16 protein-coding genes are annotated in these 20,141 nt (G+C 31.7%); 7 read left to right on the top strand and 9 right to left on the bottom strand.

Going from position 1 to position 20,141, the window contains the following annotated elements:
- Nucleotides 1-100 precede the first annotated feature (100 nt).
- The 5 genes from radA to panC are packed head-to-tail and all read right to left on the bottom strand — an operon-like array spanning nt 101 to nt 4,810.
- Nucleotides 101-1,459, bottom strand: a complete 1,359-nt coding sequence (gene radA / locus CLV86_RS05070) for a DNA repair protein RadA (protein ID WP_121050408.1) — start codon at nt 1,457-1,459, stop codon at nt 101-103.
- Complete coding sequence (locus tag CLV86_RS05065; protein ID WP_121050405.1) at nt 1,459-2,604, bottom strand: alpha/beta hydrolase; 1,146 nt, start codon at nt 2,602-2,604, stop codon at nt 1,459-1,461. The genes radA and CLV86_RS05065 overlap by 1 nt, the downstream gene beginning before the upstream one ends.
- 36 nt (nt 2,605-2,640) lie before the next feature.
- The gene (locus CLV86_RS05060; protein WP_121050402.1) at nt 2,641-3,594 is read right to left on the bottom strand and encodes a lysylphosphatidylglycerol synthase transmembrane domain-containing protein; all 954 of its coding nucleotides are present in this window, start codon (nt 3,592-3,594) and stop codon (nt 2,641-2,643) included.
- Nucleotides 3,595-3,597: 3 nt separating this feature from the next.
- Nucleotides 3,598-3,948, bottom strand: coding sequence for an aspartate 1-decarboxylase (panD, locus tag CLV86_RS05055; protein WP_121050399.1), 351 nt, complete (start codon nt 3,946-3,948; stop codon nt 3,598-3,600).
- Between the two features lie 13 nt (nt 3,949-3,961).
- The gene (panC, locus tag CLV86_RS05050) at nt 3,962-4,810 is read right to left on the bottom strand and encodes a pantoate--beta-alanine ligase (protein ID WP_121051003.1); all 849 of its coding nucleotides are present in this window, start codon (nt 4,808-4,810) and stop codon (nt 3,962-3,964) included.
- Nucleotides 4,811-4,983: 173 nt separating this feature from the next.
- Between panC and CLV86_RS05045 the strand changes: the two genes are divergently transcribed.
- The 7 genes from CLV86_RS05045 to CLV86_RS05015 all read left to right on the top strand — a co-directional run bounded on the left by CLV86_RS05045 (nt 4,984) and on the right by CLV86_RS05015 (nt 16,014).
- Complete coding sequence (locus CLV86_RS05045; RefSeq protein WP_121050396.1) at nt 4,984-5,790, top strand: glycogen/starch synthase; 807 nt, start codon at nt 4,984-4,986, stop codon at nt 5,788-5,790.
- A gap of 19 nt (nt 5,791-5,809) precedes the next feature.
- Nucleotides 5,810-7,525, top strand: coding sequence for a BamH family beta-barrel-assembly machinery protein (bamH, locus tag CLV86_RS05040; RefSeq protein WP_170148509.1), 1,716 nt, complete (start codon nt 5,810-5,812; stop codon nt 7,523-7,525).
- Between the two features lie 6 nt (nt 7,526-7,531).
- Nucleotides 7,532-9,379 (top strand): glutamine--fructose-6-phosphate transaminase (isomerizing), encoded by a 1,848-nt coding sequence (glmS, locus tag CLV86_RS05035; RefSeq protein WP_121050390.1) that lies wholly within the window; start codon nt 7,532-7,534, stop codon nt 9,377-9,379.
- 179 nt (nt 9,380-9,558) lie between these two features.
- Nucleotides 9,559-12,321 (top strand): TonB-dependent receptor, encoded by a 2,763-nt coding sequence (locus CLV86_RS05030; RefSeq protein WP_121050387.1) that lies wholly within the window; start codon nt 9,559-9,561, stop codon nt 12,319-12,321.
- A gap of 2 nt (nt 12,322-12,323) precedes the next feature.
- The gene (locus tag CLV86_RS05025) at nt 12,324-13,967 is read left to right on the top strand and encodes an SGNH/GDSL hydrolase family protein (protein WP_121050385.1); all 1,644 of its coding nucleotides are present in this window, start codon (nt 12,324-12,326) and stop codon (nt 13,965-13,967) included.
- Between the two features lie 167 nt (nt 13,968-14,134).
- Nucleotides 14,135-15,643, top strand: coding sequence for a F0F1 ATP synthase subunit beta (gene atpD / locus CLV86_RS05020; protein WP_076731720.1), 1,509 nt, complete (start codon nt 14,135-14,137; stop codon nt 15,641-15,643).
- Between the two features lie 77 nt (nt 15,644-15,720).
- Nucleotides 15,721-16,014: a F0F1 ATP synthase subunit delta/epsilon gene (locus tag CLV86_RS05015; RefSeq protein WP_076731719.1), complete on the top strand. Its 294-nt coding sequence runs from the start codon at nt 15,721-15,723 to the stop codon at nt 16,012-16,014.
- A 69-nt stretch (nt 16,015-16,083) separates the two neighbouring features.
- Here the strand turns inward: CLV86_RS05015 and CLV86_RS05010 are convergent, their stop codons facing one another.
- From CLV86_RS05010 to CLV86_RS04995, 4 genes are all read right to left on the bottom strand, one after another.
- On the bottom strand, nt 16,084-16,524 hold the full coding sequence (locus tag CLV86_RS05010) for a LexA family protein (RefSeq protein ID WP_121050382.1): 441 nt from the start codon (nt 16,522-16,524) through the stop codon (nt 16,084-16,086).
- A 134-nt stretch (nt 16,525-16,658) separates the two neighbouring features.
- A complete protein-coding gene (locus tag CLV86_RS05005) occupies nt 16,659-18,782 on the bottom strand; it encodes a Tex family protein (RefSeq protein ID WP_121050379.1) in 2,124 nt (707 codons plus the stop codon).
- An 84-nt stretch (nt 18,783-18,866) separates the two neighbouring features.
- Nucleotides 18,867-19,574 (bottom strand): YiaD family glycine zipper/OmpA-like lipoprotein, encoded by a 708-nt coding sequence (locus CLV86_RS05000; protein WP_121050376.1) that lies wholly within the window; start codon nt 19,572-19,574, stop codon nt 18,867-18,869.
- A gap of 6 nt (nt 19,575-19,580) precedes the next feature.
- On the bottom strand, nt 19,581-20,054 hold the full coding sequence (locus tag CLV86_RS04995) for a lipocalin family protein (RefSeq protein WP_121050373.1): 474 nt from the start codon (nt 20,052-20,054) through the stop codon (nt 19,581-19,583).
- Nucleotides 20,055-20,141 lie beyond the last annotated feature (87 nt).

The raw sequence follows: 20,141 nt of genomic DNA, 5'->3' as shown, positions 1-20,141 counted from the left end.
ATAATTTCAATATGAAAAGCGAAATTAAGAAATTCTGTTTAAAAGAGTGGTTTTATGTATAAAAAAAGCTTCAGTATAAAATTACACTGAAGCTTTTATTTTAAACTATAAAATTTACCAAATCTTCAATCTTAGAAATTAGCTGAATTTTTATTGAAGTATCTTTTAGAGAAATCTTATTATATTTTGAAACAAATATGGCTGAAAACCCTAGTTTTTCGGCCTCAAGAATACGTTGTTCTACACGTTGTACCGGACGTATTTCTCCAGATAAACCAACCTCTGCCGCAAAACAATAATTGGCTTGTAATGCCTCGTCTTCATTTGAAGATAATATTGCTGCTACTACCGCTAAGTCTATTGCTGGATCGTCTACATTTATACCACCAGTAATGTTTAAAAACACATCCTTTGCACCTAAACGAAAACCTGCTCTTTTCTCTAAAACAGCTAAAAGCATGTTTAGTCTTTTTGCATTAAATCCAGTTGCGCTTCGTTGTGGCGTACCATAAACGGCTGTACTTACCAAGGCTTGAACTTCTATCATTAAAGGTCGCATACCTTCTAAAGTTGCCGCAATTGCGTTACCAGAAAGTTCTTCGTCTTTTTTAGAAATTAAAATTTCGCTTGGGTTACTTACTTCTCGTAAACCTGATCCTTGCATTTCGTAAATACCAAGTTCATGCGTGGAACCAAAACGGTTTTTTTGTGCTCTTAAAATTCTAAATACGTGATTACGATCGCCTTCAAATTGTAACACAGTATCTACCATGTGTTCTAAAATTTTTGGTCCAGCAATGTTGCCATCTTTTGTAATATGACCAATCAAAACAACAGGTGTATTAGTTTCTTTAGCAAATTTAATAAGCTCCGTAGTGCATTCTTTTATTTGAGAAATACTTCCGCTTGACGATTCTATATAATCGCTATGCAGCGTTTGAATGGAATCTATTATAACAATATCTGGTTCTAAAGCTTCAATTTGCTTAAATATATTCTGCGTTTTTGTTTCTGTTAAAATGTAACAACTTTCGTTATCTGGATTAATACGTTCTGCACGCATTTTTATTTGTTTCTGGCTTTCTTCTCCAGAGACATAAAGTGTTTTATATGGTAATTTAAGAGATATTTGAAGCAGTAATGTACTTTTACCTATACCTGGTTCGCCACCTAAAAGCGTTAAGGAACCTGGTACAATTCCGCCTCCTAAAACGCGATTAAATTCTGCATCTAAAGTATCTAATCTCGCTTCTTTAGATGAATCTATTTGTTTTATTGTTAACGGTTTCGAAACACGTTTTTGAGTATTTGTTGATGTTTTCCAATCGTTTTTTTCTGGTTTTTGCACAACCTCTTCTACAATTGTATTCCACTCTTTACAAGCTGTACATTGTCCTTGCCATTTAGAATATTGCGTACCACAACTTTGACAAAAAAAAGTAGTTTTAACTTTTGCCATTAGTACCCAAAGTCTGCTTTAATTTGTTCTGAAAGCTCTAAAACATGATCCTTTGTAATACCACCAGCTTCTTCTAAAATATAAGCCGATTGATATGTTTTCATTGCTTTTTTAGGGTTCCCTGTTTCTTCATAAAAACGCCCTAAATAATAATTTCCTAAAAGTGTATTTGGATATTCTTTTCTTGCTAATTTCCCTAAAGCTTCAAAATACTCATACTTTTCGGTTTTTTTAATTGCAGCAGCAATTGCTCTAAAATCGTTAATAAGAATTTGCTTATTTAAACCAAAAAGGTCTTCAATTGTTTCATACTTTTCTACTAAATAATCTACTGGAGAACCTTCTAATTTTAAAATAGTGTCTTTATATTCTTGTTTAGATATTGGTCTAAAAACAAAAAAGATATCTTCTAACGCCTTTGGTATAGCGTGTGCTGGAAGAGAATAATGTGTAGGTCCTTCAAAATTATCGAATGTACTTAAAACACTTTCGTTATTTATACCTTTTATAGCAGTATTTAATGCCTCGGTTTGTGCTTGAATATCTTTAACGTCGTTATTAGAAGTAGCTAAATAATAAAATGTTTTTGTAGTAATATTAGGAAGTCTCTCGGTTAAAAAAGCTTGCATATCTGGAGCCATATCTGGACTTAAACTTACGTAAGCATTAAATAACGGTATTTCTTTTAACAAATAATAATTAATGAAATTTGCAGTAATACCATGCCCAACTGCTACTTTAAATTTTTCTGTTCTGTAGGTTTTTTCGATATACGGAATAAGCTCTTGGCCTATAAAATCGAAAAAAGCTGCACCAGTTTCCATTGGCAAAGAATTTAACTCAGAATATAGCGTATCATCATCACGTTTATTAAACTGATTAATCCCTACAACTATAGCTTCTGGAATATCTTCCCAATATGCTGCATATTCTACATTTCCTGCAACTATTTCAAACATATAATCTCCATCTAAAACTACAACTATCGGGTAACTTTTGTCACTAGAATTATAGCTTCTTGGTAGTTGAATTTTCACCTCTCTGGCTTCACCTAATAATTCAGAATTAAAATTTTTATAAGTGACTTGTGCATCAATAAATTGAACTGAAAAAAAGATAGCAAATAGGTATAAAATATTTTTCATGATAAGAAATATAAAATTAGAAATGCAATGTACAAATTATTTCTTTCTATTATATATAGGTAAAAATAATAGAGACAGACCACCCAAAATAATAATCATTGCGGTTTGAGAACTCCACATTATCCAACCAAATGCTATACTTGGTTCTTCTGGAATAGAAAAAATTGCAAATGCTCCAAAAACAGCTACAGGATAAGAACCTAAACCTCCATTTGTTGCTGCAATACTAAAACTTGCCGCAATAAAACCTATTAAAATAGCACCAAATGGAATAGGTTGCAAACCTGTAATAGCGAAACTTGTTACATAAAACATAAGCACATACATTCCCCAAATAAACAAAGTGTGAAATATGAAAGCCCATTTTTTCTTCATCTTGAAAATACTTAATGCACCTTCAATAAGTCCGTTTACAAATGATTTTATTTTTAATGCTATTTTAGATGTGCTTTTTCTTATATAAAAAAGAAAAAATAATCCCATTCCTAAAAGGATTATAAAAGCGGTAATTACTTTAATTGGATTAAACTTATCTATAAAAAAATTATAAATAAAATTAAACTCTAAAAACAAAGTAATAACGATAATAAGCAGCATTACAATAACATCGGCAACACGCTCTGCTACTATGGTTCCAAAACCTTTTTCAAAAGGCACACCTTCATAATTTGTTAAAATTGTAGCTCTTGCAACTTCTCCTGCTCTTGGAATAGTGTAGTTTATTAAATAGGTAGCAAAAACAGCCATTAAGCTGTTTCCAAATTTTACTTTATAACCTAATGGTTCTAATTGAAATAACCACCTATAAGCTCTAGACAAATGACTTAACAGTCCTAATACAACACCTAAGATAATATAAAAGTAGTTTGCTGTTTTAAAATGTTCTATCAATTCATCAATAGAAATTTTAGATAAAGAATACCATATTAAAAAAACTCCCAACAGAATTGGGAGCAAAATTTTTAATGTTTTTATTATGGATTTATTCAATTTTTATTTTAATAAATTAGTTGCTTCATCCGGGAAAACTAATGAAGGCTTAAATACTTTAGCTTCTTCAATATCCATAAAGCCATAGGTTATTAAAATTAATACATCTCCTGGAGACACTAATCGTGCCGCTGCTCCATTTAATGTTATCTCTCCACTGTTTCGTGGCCCAGGAATTGCATAAGTTTCTAAACGTGCTCCGTTATTATTATTAACGATTTGTACTTTTTCTCCCTGTACAATATTAGCCGCATCCATTAAATCCTCATCAATAGTAATACTACCAATGTAATTAAGGTCTGCTCCTGTTACTTTTACTCTGTGAATTTTAGATTTTACTACTTGTATTTGCATAGTGCAAAGGTAATTAATTAAGTGCTAAATTATCTATTAATCTTATGTCATCTGCATAGGCAGCAACAAACGCACGATAGGTTTTTGTTTTAGATTTTCTTTTTACTGGCTTTAGGGTGTCAACATCTGCAATTATAAAATATTCTAGTTCTAAGAACTTATTTTTAGCAAATTGTTTTTCAGCCCATTCCGTTACTTCTTTAGCACTTTTTGTGCCAAACTTTTCTTTGGCAGTACTTAATGTTTTGTAAATAAAAGGAGCTGCTTTTTTATATTCTGGTTTTAACCTTGCATTTCTAGAACTATATGCTAAACCACTGACTTCTCGATAAATTTCACAGCCTTTTACAATTACTGGTATATTATGTTTCTCAACTAATTTTTTTATAATCGCCAATTGCTGAAAGTCTTTTTCTCCAAAATAAGCTTTGTCTGGAGTTACAATTTCAAAAAACTTTTTTACAATTGTGCCAACACCATCAAAATGACCATCACGAAATTTTCCTTCCATTTCATGCTCTAAACCATCAAAAATAAAGTGTTCTGCTTTTGTATTACCTTCGTAAATATCGTCTACACTTGGCGCATAAACTAAAATATTTTTAGATACGGTTTTTAAAAGAGACACATCATCATCTAAAGTTCTTGGATATTTTTTTAAATCATCAGCATTATCAAACTGTGTAGGGTTAACAAAAATACTAACCACGCAAACATCATTTTCTTTTAGTGCTTTTTTAACTAAGGACAAATGACCTTTGTGTAAAGCGCCCATAGTTGGGACAAAACCAAAAGTTTTTCCTTTTAATTTCTCTGTAGAAATATAGTCTTGTATTTTAGATTTTTGGGTGAAAATTGTCATTTTTAATATAAAATTAACGCTTGCAAACATAATATATTAGTCGCAATCTGCATAAATTTTTGTACTTTTGCGTGTTTTTTAACTTTACTTTTTTGTGTTTAATTACTTTTTAAGTGTTTTATATGAGGAAATTAAGAGATAAAAACAAAGTATAAATCGAATAAAACTAATGTATGAAAGATAAGAGAATATTATATGTGTCGTCTGAAGTGGTACCCTATTTACCTGAAACTGAGATTTCATCTATGTCATTTGAAACTCCAAGAATGGTAAACCAACAAGGTGGACAAATTAGAATATTCATGCCTAGATATGGGAATATTAATGAAAGAAGACACCAATTACACGAAGTAATTAGACTTTCTGGAATTAATTTAGTTATTAACGATTTAGATATGCCGCTTATTATTAAAGTTGCCTCAATACCAAAAGAACGTATTCAGGTATATTTTATAGATAACGACGAGTATTTTAAAAGAAAAGCAACATTAACAGACGAAGATGGAAAATTATTTTCTGATAATGATGAACGCGCCATTTTCTTTGCAAAAGGAGTTATAGAAACTGTTAAAAAATTAAATTGGTCACCAGATATTATTCATGTTCATGGATGGCTTGCTTCCTTACTACCACTATATTTAAGACAGTTTTATAAAGACGAACCATTATTTAACGAAAGTAAAATTGTAACATCTGTATACAATCAAAGTTTTGAAGACACGTTAAATAAAGACCTTATTAACAAAATAGCTTTTGATAATATTGATAAGAGCACAATAAAAACTCTAGAAAAACCTACTTACAACAATTTAATGAAGGTTGCTATTGATAATTCTGATGCCTTAATAATTGGTTCTGAAGAAATTCCTGAAGAATTAAAAGAATACTTAGGCAAAGCAGACAAACCTGTTTTAGATTTTAAAGAAAAAGACGAATTTGCTGAAGCTTACACAACTTTTTACAATGAAAGTGTTTTGTAACACACGAAGAAAAAATTTTATGAAAAAAACAATTAAAAGCCTAAAGTCTATAACTGTTCTTGGCTTAATTTTAGTAATATCTATATCTTGCGATAAAGACTTTACAAATATTGAAAGTGACATTCAAGGTGTAAAAAACTTTGATGCCACAAGTAAACTTTTCCCATTTACTGCTAAAACACAAAATTTCACACCTTATGCTGCAAATCCAGCAAGCGATTTAATTGGTGTTAAAACTAATAATTTAAACGGAAACCTTTTTGGTATATACACAAACCCAACCGCAACTTTTGGAACAACTGTAGCAAACGTTATTACACAAGTAGCACCAACCGAATATAATCCAGATTTTGGAGACGAAAATAGAACTGTAGAATCTGTATGGTTAAACATACCTTATTTTTCAACTTTAGAAAGCACAGACGAAGATGGTAATAATACTTATACTTTAGATTCTATAATTGGAGATACAGATCAAAAATTTAAACTATCAATATATAGAAGCAACTATGTATTAAGAGATCTAGATCCTAACTCAGACTTTCAAAATGAGCAGTATTATTTCTCAAATCAAGGTGGATTATTTGAATCTAATTTAACTGCTGCAGATTTAATTTACGAAGATGATGAATTCTTTATCAGTGACGAAGAACACAGGATGCCAGAATTAAATGACGATGGAAGCGTAGTAATTGTTGATAATGTAACTCAAATCGAAGAACGTTTTATTCCAGGAATTAGAGTAAATCTTTTAAAAAACAATCCAGACGATGCAGATAATAGCAACAGAACATTTTGGGAAAATATTTTCTTTGCCAATCAAGGAAACGAGGTTTTAAGTACCGAAAGTAATTTTAAAGATTTCTTTAGAGGAATAATTATAAAAGTTACACCTATAGACAATGTAAACCCAAAAGGAAGCCTAACTTATTTAAATTTTAGTGATGCAAATCTTCTATTCGACTATACAAACCAAGAAGAAATGGACGAGGAAGAAGATGACGATGACATTGTAGATAGAGAACCAACAGTTTATACTTTAGAATTTAACGACAACATAGTAAATACATTTGAGCAAACAAATATAGAAAATCACGATGGTGATGAAGATAACCTTTACCTAAAAGGCACAGATGGCTCAATGGCTACAATCGAATTATTTTCTGGTAATATTGAAAATGATGAAGGAGAAATGGTTCCATCTTTAGACTATTTTAATAGCAAAAAAGACGAATGGATAATCAATGAAGCAAATTTAGTTTTTTATGTAAATAAAAACCTACTAAACAGTAGCCGAGAAGAAAAAGATGAACCTAATCGTTTAACACTATACGATTTAAAAAACAACTTACCTATAATCGATTATTTTATAGATGCCACTACTAATACAACAGAACCAGAGCTATCTAGAACAGAATTCTCTGAAGTATTACAAAGAGACAGCGACAACAAAGGTGAACGTTATAAAATAAGATTAACAGCACATGTAATTAATATGCTTAAAAGAGACTCTACTAATGTAAAATTAGGATTGTTTATTGCAAATAATGTAAACGTTATTTCCGAATCTAAAATTCAAGGTTTAAATGGAGATGATGACGATAGTACATTAGATGTCGTACCAAGCACAAGTGTTTTAAGCCCAAAAGCAACAATACTTCACGGTTACGATAATAATGAAGATACAGAATTTAGAGCAAAATTTGAAATTTTTTATACAGAACCTGAAAATTAAAAAAATATGTGTGGTATAGTTGGCTATATTGGTAAAAAAGAAGCGTATCCTGTTATTCTAGAAGGATTAAAAAGATTAGAATATAGAGGGTATGATAGTGCAGGTATTGTATTATACGATGGAGAAAATTTAAAACTATCTAAAACTAAAGGAAAAGTTTTAGACTTAGAAAATAAATTTGCGGAAGAAAAAAGTACAAATGGATCAGTAGGAATTGGTCATACACGTTGGGCAACTCATGGTATTCCTAACGACGTTAATTCTCATCCACATTATTCTAATTCTGGAGATTTAGTAATTGTGCATAATGGAATTATAGAAAATTATGCTTCTATAAAACAAGAACTTTTAAAAAGAGGCTATACTTTTACTTCAGATACAGATACAGAGGTTTTAATAAACCTTATAGAAGATGTAAAAAAGAATGAAAAAGTTAAACTAGGAAAAGCAGTACAAATAGCACTAAACCAAGTTGTTGGAGCATATGCAATTGCTGTTTTCGATAAAAATAAACCAAACGAAATTGTTGTTGCAAAACTTGGTAGCCCATTAGCTATTGGTGTTGGTGACGGAGAATTTTTTATTGCAAGTGATGCTACTCCTTTTTTAGAATATACTAAAAAAGCCATTTATCTAGAAGATGAAGAAATGGCAATTGTACGTTTAAAAAAAGGTATAAAAATTAGGAAAATTAAAGACGATTCTTTAGTTGACCCATACATTCAAGAGCTTCAACTTAATTTAGAACAAATAGTAAAAGGTGGTTATGATCACTTTATGCTAAAAGAAATCCATGAACAACCGGTAGCAATTAAAGATACTTACCGTGGTAGATTATTAGTAAAGGAAGGCATTATTAGAATGGCCGGAATCGATGATAATCTTGAGCGTATATTAAACGCAAATAGAATTATTGTAATTGCATGTGGTACCTCTTGGCATGCTGGTTTAGTTTCAGAATACATTTTTGAAGATTTAGCTAGAATTCCTGTCGAAGTAGAATACGCTTCAGAATTTAGATATAGAAATCCAGTTATTACAGAAAAAGACGTTGTAATTGCTATATCGCAATCTGGAGAAACTGCAGACACCCTAGCAGCAATTAAATTAGCAAAATCTAAAGGAGCCTTTGTTTTTGGTGTATGTAACGTTGTTGGATCATCTATTGCAAGAGAAACTCACGCCGGTGCATATACTCATGCTGGACCAGAAATAGGCGTAGCATCTACAAAAGCATTTACTACCCAAATTACTGTTTTAACATTAATTGCTTTAAAATTAGCAAAAGAAAAAGGAACAATTTCTAAATCAGAATTTCAGCATCATTTACAAGAACTAGAGCTTATTCCAGACAAAGTTGAAAAAGCATTATTACAAGATGAGCACATTAAAAAAGTAGCTGAAACTTATAAAGACGCAAAAAACTGTTTATACTTAGGTCGCGGATATAATTTTCCAGTAGCCTTAGAAGGAGCTTTAAAACTAAAAGAAATATCATACATCCATGCAGAAGGTTATCCTGCCGCAGAGATGAAACATGGTCCTATTGCTTTAATCGATGAACAAATGCCAGTTTTTGTTATTGCAACAAAAAAAGGACATTATGAGAAAGTAGTAAGTAATATTGAAGAAATTAAATCTAGATCAGGAAAAATAATTGGTATTGTTACAGAAGGAGATGTGGATGTAAAAAATCTTGCAGACCACGTAATTGAGGTTCCTGAAACAATTGAGTCTCTAACTCCACTACTTACCACAATACCTTTACAGTTATTGTCTTACCATATAGCTGTAATGTTAGATAAAAACGTAGATCAACCTAGAAATTTAGCTAAGTCTGTTACGGTAGAATAGCATTTCTATTCAAAATATCAAATACCTAATAATCATCATTATAATTTATGTAATTCGTAAATTATAGTGGTGATTTTTTTGTTTTTTTTATTATGCACGCATAATTTCTATTAACTTTTTTTTAAGATATACTTAAAAAACGTATATTGGCTCTTAAATAAATTAACTAAATCTAAAAAATGAGAACAATCTTATCTATTGTATTGTTGTTTTTTTGTGCGCTAACTTTTGCGCAAACAACAATAACTGGTACCGTTATGGACAATAACGGCTTACCTATTCCGGGCGCAAATATAATAGTAACAGGAACATCTTCTGGAAACGTTACAGATTTTGATGGAGGATTTACACTTTCAACAGATAGTAATCCACCATTTTCAGTACAAGCTAGTAGTGTTGGTTTTTCTACAGAAGTCATGGAGGTTACTGCAAACAACCAAAAATTAAATTTTGTTTTACAAGAAGGAAGTATTCTTGATGAAGTTGTTCTTTCTGCTTCTAGAACTCCTGAGCGTATTTTCGAATCTCCAGTTACAGTAGAACGTTTTGGACTTAAAGAAATTAAAAATACTGCATCTGCAGATTTCTATGATGGATTAGAAAACCTTAAAGGTGTAGATGTTAATACAAACAGTTTAACCTTTAAATCTGTAAACACTCGTGGATTTGCAACATTTGCAAACACTCGATTTATGCAATTAGTAGATGGCATGGACAACTCTACTCCTGCACTTAATTTCCCAATTGGAAATTTAGTTGGTATGATTGAAACAGATGTACAAAGTGTAGAACTTCTACCAGGAGCATCTTCTGCCTTATATGGTGCAAATGCCTTTAACGGTATTTTATTTATGAGAAGTAAAAGCCCTTTCGATCACCAAGGAATAAGTGCATCTTTTAAAAGAGGTATAACGTCTCAAGAAGCTGCCGGAGATAATCCTTACACAGATGTTGGAGTAAGAATAGCTCATAAATTTTCAGATAAATTTGCAGCAAAGGTAAACTTCGGTTACTTAAAAGGAACAGATTGGGCTGCAACTAGCGAAGTAGATAAAATAGATCCTACAAGAACACGTGCTAATACTAACTACGACGGTATTAATGTTTATGGTGATGAGGTATCTACAAATATTAGAGCTGCTTCAGGACTTGGTTTTATTCCAGATGTAGTAGTAAGTAGAACTGGATATAACGAACGTGATTTAACAGAGTATAATGCACAAAGTATTAAAGCCGATTGGGGACTTTATTATAGACCAATAGAAGACAATAGTTTAGAGATTTCTTATGTTGGAAAAGTTGGTACAGGTACTACAATTTATCAAGGAACAAATAGATATAATATTGATGGTTTTTTTCAGCAACAACACAAATTAGAAGTTAAGAATGATAACTTTTTTATAAGAGGATACGAAGTTTCTGATAAAGCTGGAGATTCTTACGATATGGTGTTTACTGGAATTAATATTAACAGAGCTTGGAAAAGTGACGAAGACTGGTTTGGCGATTATATTGCTAGATATGCAGAAATTGAATTATCAGGAAACCCATTAAGTTTATCAACTCAACAAAAACATGATGCAGCCAGAGCTGCTGCAGATACTGGACGTTTTTTACCTGGAACGCCAGAGTATAAAGCTGCTTTCAATAGAAGTATTAATGATCCAGACTTAAGTACAGGTTCAAAATTTCAAGATGCCTCTAAATACTTTCATAGTGATGCAAATTATAATTTTAGTCACTTAATTGACATTGCAGAAATTCAAGTTGGAGCATCTTATAGAAAATACAACTTAAATTCTGGAGGAACAATCTATACAGATAATGATGGACCAATAGAATATTCAGAATTTGGAATCTATACTCAAATTCAAAAAGATTTTGAATTTAATGAAGACATGAGTTTAAAACTTACAGCTTCTGGTCGTTTTGATAAATCCGAATTATTTGATGGGTTTTTCTCTCCAAGATTATCTGCTGGTTTAACTATAAATAGAGACCACAATATTAGAGCCTCTATTCAAACTGGATTTAGAAACCCAACAACTCAAGATTTATTTATTGGTTTAGATGCAGGTAGAGCTATATTAGTTGGTTCTGCTCCAGAAAACTTAGATAGATATGTTAGAACTTTTGGAGTAAGTCAGGTAGGTCAAGATCAATTTGGACAAGCATCAACAGTAACACAAACAGGTGCTAATGCATATAATAACTCATACTCTGCTAATTCGGTTACAGATTTTGCAAATAGTGGAAATCCTGCGTTATTAGAAGTTGCAAATCCAGATATTATTAAGCCAGAACAAGTAACTTCTATGGAAATAGGTTATAGAGGAAAGTTCAATAAATTAATTGTAGACTTTAGTACTTACTATAACAAATACAAAGATTTTATTTCGCAAGAAGTTGTTGTTGCTCCTTATTATGGTGTTGCTGGTGACAATGGTTTATCTTTAGCTGCTATTGCCAATGGAGATTTCCAAACTTATAGCGCTTACACAAACTCTGAAGCAGATGTAAACTCTTATGGTGCCTCTTTAGGTTTATCTACTAAAGTATTTAATGGTTTTGATTTAAGTGGAAGTTACACATTTACAAAACAAGATTTTGACAGTGAAACATATCCAGATTTCCAAACAAATTTTAATACTCCAGAACATAAATTTAAAGCTTCTTTTGGACACACAGAGGTATTTAAAAACTTCGGATTCAATGTAGCATATAGATTTAGTGATGATTATTTTTGGGAAGCAACATTTGGAAATGGTATAGTACCAGAATTTCATACAATAGATGCTCAATTAAACTATAAAGTACCAAGCTTAAAATCTGTAATTAAAGTAGGAGCTACAAACCTTACTGGTAACGAATACTTTACTGCATTTGGAACAGGATTTATAGGATCTATGTACTATGCATCATTAACAATTAATAACTTATAATAATGAAAACATTTAAAAACTTAAAATATTTAGGACTTGTTGCTTTAGCTATAAGTATTACAGCGTGTAATAAAGAAGAAGATTTTGAAGAATTTTTAGACCAACCACCTGTTGAAGAAGCTGCTTTACCAGCTTTAACTTCTGGTGATGCAGATTTTTCAAACTACGTAGCAATTGGCGCATCATTTACTGCAGGATTTACTGATGGTGGTTTGTTTATTGCAGGACAAGAAGATTCTTTTCCTAACACATTATCAAAACAATTTGCAAAAGCTGGTGGCGGAACCTTTACACAACCTTTAATGGATGATAATACTGGAGGTATTCTTGTTGGCGGTACAGTTGCCAGAGGATATAGATTTGTATTTGGAGGAGCTGGACCGGTAGCATTAGACGATTTTTTAGCAAGCCAAGGCGCTCCTGTTCCACCTATAACAACAGAAGCTGGAGTAAATATAGGAAGTGATTGGAATAACTTTGGTATTCCTGGTGCCAAAAGTTGGCACTTAGTAGCTCCTGGTTATGCAGCTGCAAATCCTTTTTATGCAAGAATTGCATCTAGTGCATCTGCTACTGTTTTAGGAGACGCTGTAGCACAAAACCCAACCTTTTTTACTTTAAGTGAAGTTGGAGGAAACGATGTTTTAGGATACGCTCTATCAGGAGGAGAAAGTGATCCTACTGCAGAAAATTACGATCCAATTACACCTGTTGCAACTTTTGACAACGCATTAAATGCTTTAATTGCAGGATTAACTTCAAACCCAAACACTAAAGGAGCTGTTGGTAACGTACCAGATATTACAAGCCTTGCTCACTTTACAACAGTGCCATACAATCCATTAGAGCCTTCTAATCCAGATTTTGGTCCTCAAATTCCATTATTAAATTCAATATTTGGAGCATTAAATCCAATATTTAATGCTGTAGACCCAAGTAGAGCAATTGTTTTTTCTGAGACTGAAAACAGTCCAGTAGTTATCTTCGATGAAAATTTAGCAGATATATCAGCTACAATAACAAATGCATTAAGTTCTAGCCCTACTTTTCCTGCGTTCATTGCACAATTTGGATTACCACCAGCCGCTGCAGATACAGTAGCTGCTCTTTTGGGTAGTACTTATGGACAAACAAGACAAGCAACAGAAAATGATTTATTTGTTTTACCAAGTTCTTCAATAATAGGAACTGTAAATAATGCAAATGTAGCTATACTTATGGGACAAGGTTTACCACAAGCATTAGCTGGACAATTTTCAGTAGAAGGTGTAACTTTACCATTAGCAGACAAATGGACATTAACACCACAAGAACAACAAGAAATTGCCACTGCTACTGCAGCTTATAATTCAAGTATTTCTTCTATAGTATCTAGTAACGGATTAGCTTTAGTAGATTTAAATACTATATTAAATCAAGCGGCTTCAGCTGGTATTCAATTTGATGATTACAATATGAATACATCATTAGTATTTGGCGGATTAGTAAGTTTAGATGGTGTACATTTAACTGCAAGAGGCTACGCATTAATGGCTAATTCATTCTTAGACGCTATTGACACTACATATGGTTCTAACTTTAGAGCTTCAGGAAATGTTGCAAAAGCAGATGATTTTGGAGTAAACTACTCTGCATTGTTACCATAATTAGTAAAAAAAAGAATATTTAAAAACGCCTTCAATATGGAGGCGTTTTTTATACTTAAAAAAGCTTTAAAAACAACTTTTTTTTAAAATAAAAACACCTATCTTTGCACGCGAAAACCGAAGGTGTTTTCAAACAATTAAATCGCATAATATTAAATAGATAAGTAATGTCAAAAGTTACAGGTAAAGTTGCACAAATAGTAGGTCCAGTAATCGATGTAGAATTCGGAGCTGGTGCTGAACTTCCAAAAATTTACGATTCATTAGAAATTAACAAGCCTGATGGTTCAAAATTAGTACTAGAAGTACAATCTCACATTGGTGAAGATACTGTACGTACTATTGCCATGGATTCATCTGATGGTTTAAGTAGAGGAACAGAGGTTAACGCTACTGGAGCTCCAATACAAATGCCAATTGGTGGTGATGTTTACGGACGCCTATTTAATGTAATTGGAGATGCAATTGATGGTTTAGGAGACTTACCTAAAGCTGGTGATGCTGGATTACCAATTCACAGAAGTGCACCAAAATTTGAAGATTTATCAACATCTACAGAAGTTTTATTTACAGGTATTAAAGTAATTGATTTAATTGAGCCTTATGCAAAAGGAGGTAAAATTGGATTATTTGGTGGTGCCGGAGTAGGTAAAACAGTATTAATTCAAGAATTAATTAACAATATCGCAAAAGGACATGGTGGACTTTCTGTATTCGCAGGAGTAGGTGAAAGAACACGTGAAGGAAACGATTTACTTCGTGAAATGTTAGAGTCTGGTATTATTAAGTATGGAGATGACTTTATGCATTCTATGGAAGAAGGTGGATGGGATTTACAAAAAGTAGATAAATCTGCTATGAAAGATTCTAAAGCAACTTTCGTATTCGGACAAATGAATGAGCCACCTGGAGCTCGTGCTCGTGTAGCACTTTCAGGATTAACTATAGCAGAATATTTCCGTGATGGAGCTGGAGACGGACAAGGAAAAGATGTACTTTTCTTCGTAGATAACATCTTCCGTTTTACACAAGCTGGATCTGAGGTATCTGCCTTATTAGGTCGTATGCCTTCTGCCGTAGGTTACCAACCAACATTAGCAACAGAAATGGGTGCGATGCAAGAGCGTATTACATCTACTAAAAAAGGTTCTATTACATCTGTACAAGCAGTATACGTACCTGCAGATGATTTAACGGATCCTGCACCAGCAACAACCTTTGCACACTTAGATGCAACAACCGTATTATCTCGTAAAATTGCAGAGTTAGGTATTTATCCTGCCGTAGATCCATTAGATTCTACGTCAAGAATTCTTACTGCAGATATTTTAGGTGATGAGCACTATAACTGTGCACAACGTGTAAAAGAGTTATTACAACGTTATAAAGAATTACAAGATATTATTGCCATATTAGGTATGGAAGAATTATCTGAAGAAGATAAAATGGCTGTAGGTAGAGCAAGACGTGTACAACGTTTCTTATCTCAACCATTCCACGTAGCAGAGCAATTTACAGGTATTCCTGGTGTATTAGTAGACATTAAAGAAACTATTAAAGGTTTTAATATGATTATGGATGGTGAGTTAGACCACTTACCAGAAGCTGCATTTAACCTTAAAGGTTCTATTGAAGAAGCTATTGAGTCTGGAGAGAAAATGTTAGCAGAAGCGTAAATTAGTTAGCAGTGTTCAGTATTTCAGTCACTAATGTGACTGCAAACTGCAAACTGCAAACTGCAAACTAAAAGAATATGTATTTAGAAATTGTATCACCAGAAGCAACTTTATTTAGTAGTGAAGTAGATGCTGTTACTGTACCAGGGATAGATGGTGAGTTTCAGATGCTTAATAATCACGCAGCTATTGTTTCTGTTTTAAAAGAAGGTGTTATAAAAATAAACACACACACGCAAACTCATCTTGTTTTTGATGATTTACATGGAAGTGTTACGCCACATCCAGATGATAATAAAGTTTTAACTGTAAAAATTAATTCTGGAACATTAGAAATGAAAGATAATAAAGCAATCATTTTAGCAGATTAATTTATTAATAATATACAAAAAAAACGCGAAACTAAAGTTTCGCGTTTTTTTATGCTTAAATTTTAAATATTATACCTTTTTAATAACGTTTGTTACGATTCCCCAAATAAGAAAATTATTCTCTTCAGTAATATTTATAATAGGATAATTAGGGTTTTCTGGTTGTAACCAAACCTCGTCTTTAGTCACTCTTAAACGTTTTACAGTAAATTCTCCATCTAAAAAGCAAACTGCTATTTTATTATTTTCTGGTTCTAAACTACGATCAATTACCAACAAATCATTATCATCCAATCCTGCACCAATCATAGATTGACCACTAACTCTGGCATAAAACGTAGTTTCTTTGTTATTTACTAGCTCCTCGTCTAATGATAAATGTTGTTCATTAAAATCTTCTGTAGGAGAAGGAAATCCAGCTGAAATTCCTGTATCGAAAAAATGTCCTGCTAAACCATCTACAACTTCTGGTGTGTAAAATGTTAAATTACCTTGTTTATGAGCTATCATAGTATGTTTAAATTAATAATTTTAAATATAAATAAAACATTTTAAAAGCTAACACATTTTATTCTACTGCATAAAGATAGGCATAACTGTTATAAATACAATTACTTAATTTTAATCAAGATATGGTTCTACAATTATTTTTTATGTAATTTTAATTGAATACGCTTTCTAGAAACATCTACTTCTAACACTTTTACTATAATTTGTTCGTGTAAATGCACATGTTCATTTACATCTTTTACAAACTCATTAGATAAATTGGACACGTGTATTAAACCACTTTCTTTAATTCCTATATCTACAAAACACCCAAAAGCTGTTATATTATTTACAATTCCTGGTAATAATTGACCGGTATGTAAATCTGTTATAGACTTAATATTTTGATTAAAACTAAATACTTTAGCACTTTCTCTAATATCTAAACCAGGTTTCTTTAATTCTTTAATAATATCTTGTAATGTTAATAGCCCAATGGTTTGTGTTTCGTATTTTTTTAAATTAATTTTTTGTAAAATCTTCTCATTACCTATTAATTCTCCTAATGTAACATCTTCATCTTTAGCCATTTTTTCAACAACTTTATAACTTTCTGGATGTACAGAAGAGTCGTCTAGTGGGTTTTTAGCATCTTTAATTCTTAAAAAAGCTGCTCCTTGCTCAAAAGCTTTATCGCCTAAACGTGGAACTTTTTTTATATCTTTTCTAGATTTAAAAACACCATATTTGTTTCTATAATTAAATATGTTTTCGGCTAATTTTGGTCCGATACCAGACACAGAACTTAATAATGGAATACTTGCTGTATTTATGTTTACGCCAACAGCATTTACACAATTTTCGACTACAACATCTAACTCTTTTTGAAGCTTATTCTGGTCTACATCGTGTTGATATTGACCAACACCAATGGACTTTGCATCAATTTTAACAAGTTCTGCTAAAGGATCTTGCAAACGACGACCAATAGAAACCGAGCCACGAACTGTAACATCATAATTTGGGAACTCGTCTCTTGCAATTTTTGATGCCGAATATATACTTGCTCCTGCTTCGCTAACTACAAATACTTGAATATTATTTTTAAACTGAATTTTTTTTACTAAAGCCTCTGTTTCACGTGAAGCTGTTCCGTTTCCAATAGCTATTGCTTCAATTTTATAAGCTTCGGCTAAAGACGCTATTTTTTTTATTGCACCAAAACTATCATTCTTTGGTGGATGTGGATAAATAGTTTCGTTGTGTTCTAAACCTCCTTGAGCATTTAAACAAACTAACTTACATCCTGTTTTAAAACCAGGATCAATGGCTAATACTCTTTTTTCTCCAATGGGAGAACCTAATAATAATTGTTTTAAGTTTTTAGCAAATACGGTAATTGCAGCTTCATCTGCTTTTTCTTTAGCCTTACTTAAAGCTTCATTACTTAACGAAGGAAACAGTAAACGTTTGTATGCATCGGAAATGGCAAGCTCTATTTGATCTGCACACGTATTATTACTGCGTATAATTCTATTATCTATGCGTTCTAAAGCTCGAACATCATCAATATTAATTTTAACTCTTATAAACCCTTCTTTTTCGGCTCTTAATATTGCAAGTAATCTATGAGATGGTATGCGTTGCAAACTTTCGGACCAATCGAAATAATCACGAAATTTTTGTGCTTTTTCATCTTTAGCTTTTGCTTTTACAACTTTTGTTGATATTTGAGCATGTCTTTCTAATTGATTTCTAAGTACATTTCTAATATCTGTTCTTTCATTAATCCATTCAGAAATAATATGTCTTGCTCCTTCTAAAGCATCATCGACGTTTTTTATTTCTTTATTTATATATTTATATGCTATAGATTCTATGTCATTAGCTTTTTGAGACATTATTATTTTAGCCAATGGTTCTAAGCCATTTTTTCTAGCTGTTTCTGCTTTAGTTTTACGTTTTTTCTTGTAAGGTAAATACAGGTCTTCAAGCGTAATTAAGTCTATACAACTTTCTATTTTTTGCTTTAATTCTTGTGTTAAAACATTTTGTTCTTCTAATGCTTTTAAAATGGCTATTTTTCTTTTTTCTAAAATTTCAAATTGTTCTTTATATTTAACAATATCTCCTATTTGAACCTCATCTAAATTACCTGTTGCCTCTTTTCGATAACGCGAAATGAAAGGAACTGTACAGTCCTCGTTTAACAATTTAATCGTGTTTTTTACAGACGATTCATTTAACTTAGTGTGAGATATAATATATTTTAAAAGCATAAAAAAAGACCTTAAATTTTAAAAATAAGGTCTTGTAATATATTTAACTCTGCTTAATTTTCCGAAGAAAAAATAAAAGATTTTTTAGTTTTCACCTGCTTCTTTTTTAGCATCATTTTTCATTTTTTCGTTTGGTAAAATAGCAATATTTACACGTCTATTTTTTGCTCTACCTTCTGCAGTACTATTATCGTTTGTTGGTTGTGCTTCTCCAAACCAATTTGTAGTAAGTCTACCATTGCTTATACCTTGACCAGTAATATAATTTGTTACTGCATAAGCTCTGTTTTTAGATAACGTCATGTTGTTCTCCTCGCTTCCAACACTATCTGTATGCCCAACAACTAATATATTAGTATCTTGATATTCTCTAAGTACGTTAACTAACTTATCTAAAGTAGCTTGAGATGCTGCGTTTACATTATATTTTGCGGTATCAAAATATACACCACTATTTTCATCGAAGGTTACAACAATACCATCATCTACACGCTCTACAACTGCTCCAGGAATTTCCTCTTCAATTTTTTGAGCTTGTTTATCCATCTTATTTCCTATAAGTACACCTGCTCCACCACCAATAACACCACCAATAACAGCTCCTAATTCTCCATTACCACCTTTACCTACATTGTTACCAATAATGGCTCCTAAAACAGCACCACCAGCAGCGCCTATAACACCACCTTTTTGTTTATTATTAGCATTTTTTGTTGCTGTACAGTTAGTAAATGTCAATGCTAACATTAAAGCAAATGCAATACTTGATATTTTATATATATTTAATTTCATAGTTTTTTAAATTTTTGAAAAGTTCATATTAATTGTAAATGGTTCTCCGTCTACACTTACCGTTTGTTGCCATTGCATAATTATATCTGACAATTGTGACAATTTCATTCTAAAACCTTGATTAGTTTCACTTTTGCCTTTAGCATCTGTTGGCTTTAATAAAAAATGATATAAGCCTGTAGTTTCATCTGTTTCCTGAATTGTAAAGATAAAGTTCCTGTCGCCTGTTGCACAGCTTCCATTAGTAATACTGTAAATTCCAGTATTATTATTTGGTATAAATTGCCATGTACTTTGTTCGAAACATTCTTTAGAAGTATCACCTAATAACGTGACGTTATAAGTTCCTGACTTGCTATAATCTACAGAACTTAAAACCCACTCACCTTTTATAGTTTTTTTAGATTGTCTTACAACTTTTGTACCTCCACAAGACCATAAAAAAGTTGCTGTGAATAATAGTAATAATAGTTTTTTCATTTTGGTTATAAGTTTGATTTATTTAAAATTAATATTTAAAACTTTTATTAATATTAAAAAAAATACAATTAATAAATATTTAACTAT

Origin of the sequence: Lacinutrix venerupis, assembly GCF_003663945.1 — a bacterium.
Lineage (GTDB): Bacteria > Bacteroidota > Bacteroidia > Flavobacteriales > Flavobacteriaceae > Lacinutrix > Lacinutrix venerupis.
Note: the sequence above shows the minus strand (reverse complement) of the source record. Positions and strands in the feature narration are given on the sequence as shown.

Bases quoted from the DNA above. Each gene is read 5' to 3' on its own strand.
- radA (WP_121050408.1), bottom strand. From the start codon at position 1,459: ATGGCAAAAGTTAAAACTACTTTTTTTTGTCAAAGTTGTGGTACGCAA.
- CLV86_RS05065 (WP_121050405.1), bottom strand. From the start codon at position 2,604: ATGAAAAATATTTTATACCTATTTGCTATCTTTTTTTCAGTTCAATTT.
- panD (WP_121050399.1), bottom strand. From the start codon at position 3,948: ATGCAAATACAAGTAGTAAAATCTAAAATTCACAGAGTAAAAGTAACA.
- panC (WP_121051003.1), bottom strand. From the start codon at position 4,810: ATGACAATTTTCACCCAAAAATCTAAAATACAAGACTATATTTCTACA.
- CLV86_RS05045 (WP_121050396.1), top strand. From the start codon at position 4,984: ATGAAAGATAAGAGAATATTATATGTGTCGTCTGAAGTGGTACCCTAT.
- bamH (WP_170148509.1), top strand. From the start codon at position 5,810: ATGAAAAAAACAATTAAAAGCCTAAAGTCTATAACTGTTCTTGGCTTA.
- glmS (WP_121050390.1), top strand. From the start codon at position 7,532: ATGTGTGGTATAGTTGGCTATATTGGTAAAAAAGAAGCGTATCCTGTT.
- CLV86_RS05030 (WP_121050387.1), top strand. From the start codon at position 9,559: ATGAGAACAATCTTATCTATTGTATTGTTGTTTTTTTGTGCGCTAACT.
- CLV86_RS05025 (WP_121050385.1), top strand. From the start codon at position 12,324: ATGAAAACATTTAAAAACTTAAAATATTTAGGACTTGTTGCTTTAGCT.
- atpD (WP_076731720.1), top strand. From the start codon at position 14,135: ATGTCAAAAGTTACAGGTAAAGTTGCACAAATAGTAGGTCCAGTAATC.
- CLV86_RS05015 (WP_076731719.1), top strand. From the start codon at position 15,721: ATGTATTTAGAAATTGTATCACCAGAAGCAACTTTATTTAGTAGTGAA.
- CLV86_RS05010 (WP_121050382.1), bottom strand. From the start codon at position 16,524: ATGATAGCTCATAAACAAGGTAATTTAACATTTTACACACCAGAAGTT.
- CLV86_RS05005 (WP_121050379.1), bottom strand. From the start codon at position 18,782: ATGCTTTTAAAATATATTATATCTCACACTAAGTTAAATGAATCGTCT.
- CLV86_RS05000 (WP_121050376.1), bottom strand. From the start codon at position 19,574: ATGAAATTAAATATATATAAAATATCAAGTATTGCATTTGCTTTAATG.
- CLV86_RS04995 (WP_121050373.1), bottom strand. From the start codon at position 20,054: ATGAAAAAACTATTATTACTATTATTCACAGCAACTTTTTTATGGTCT.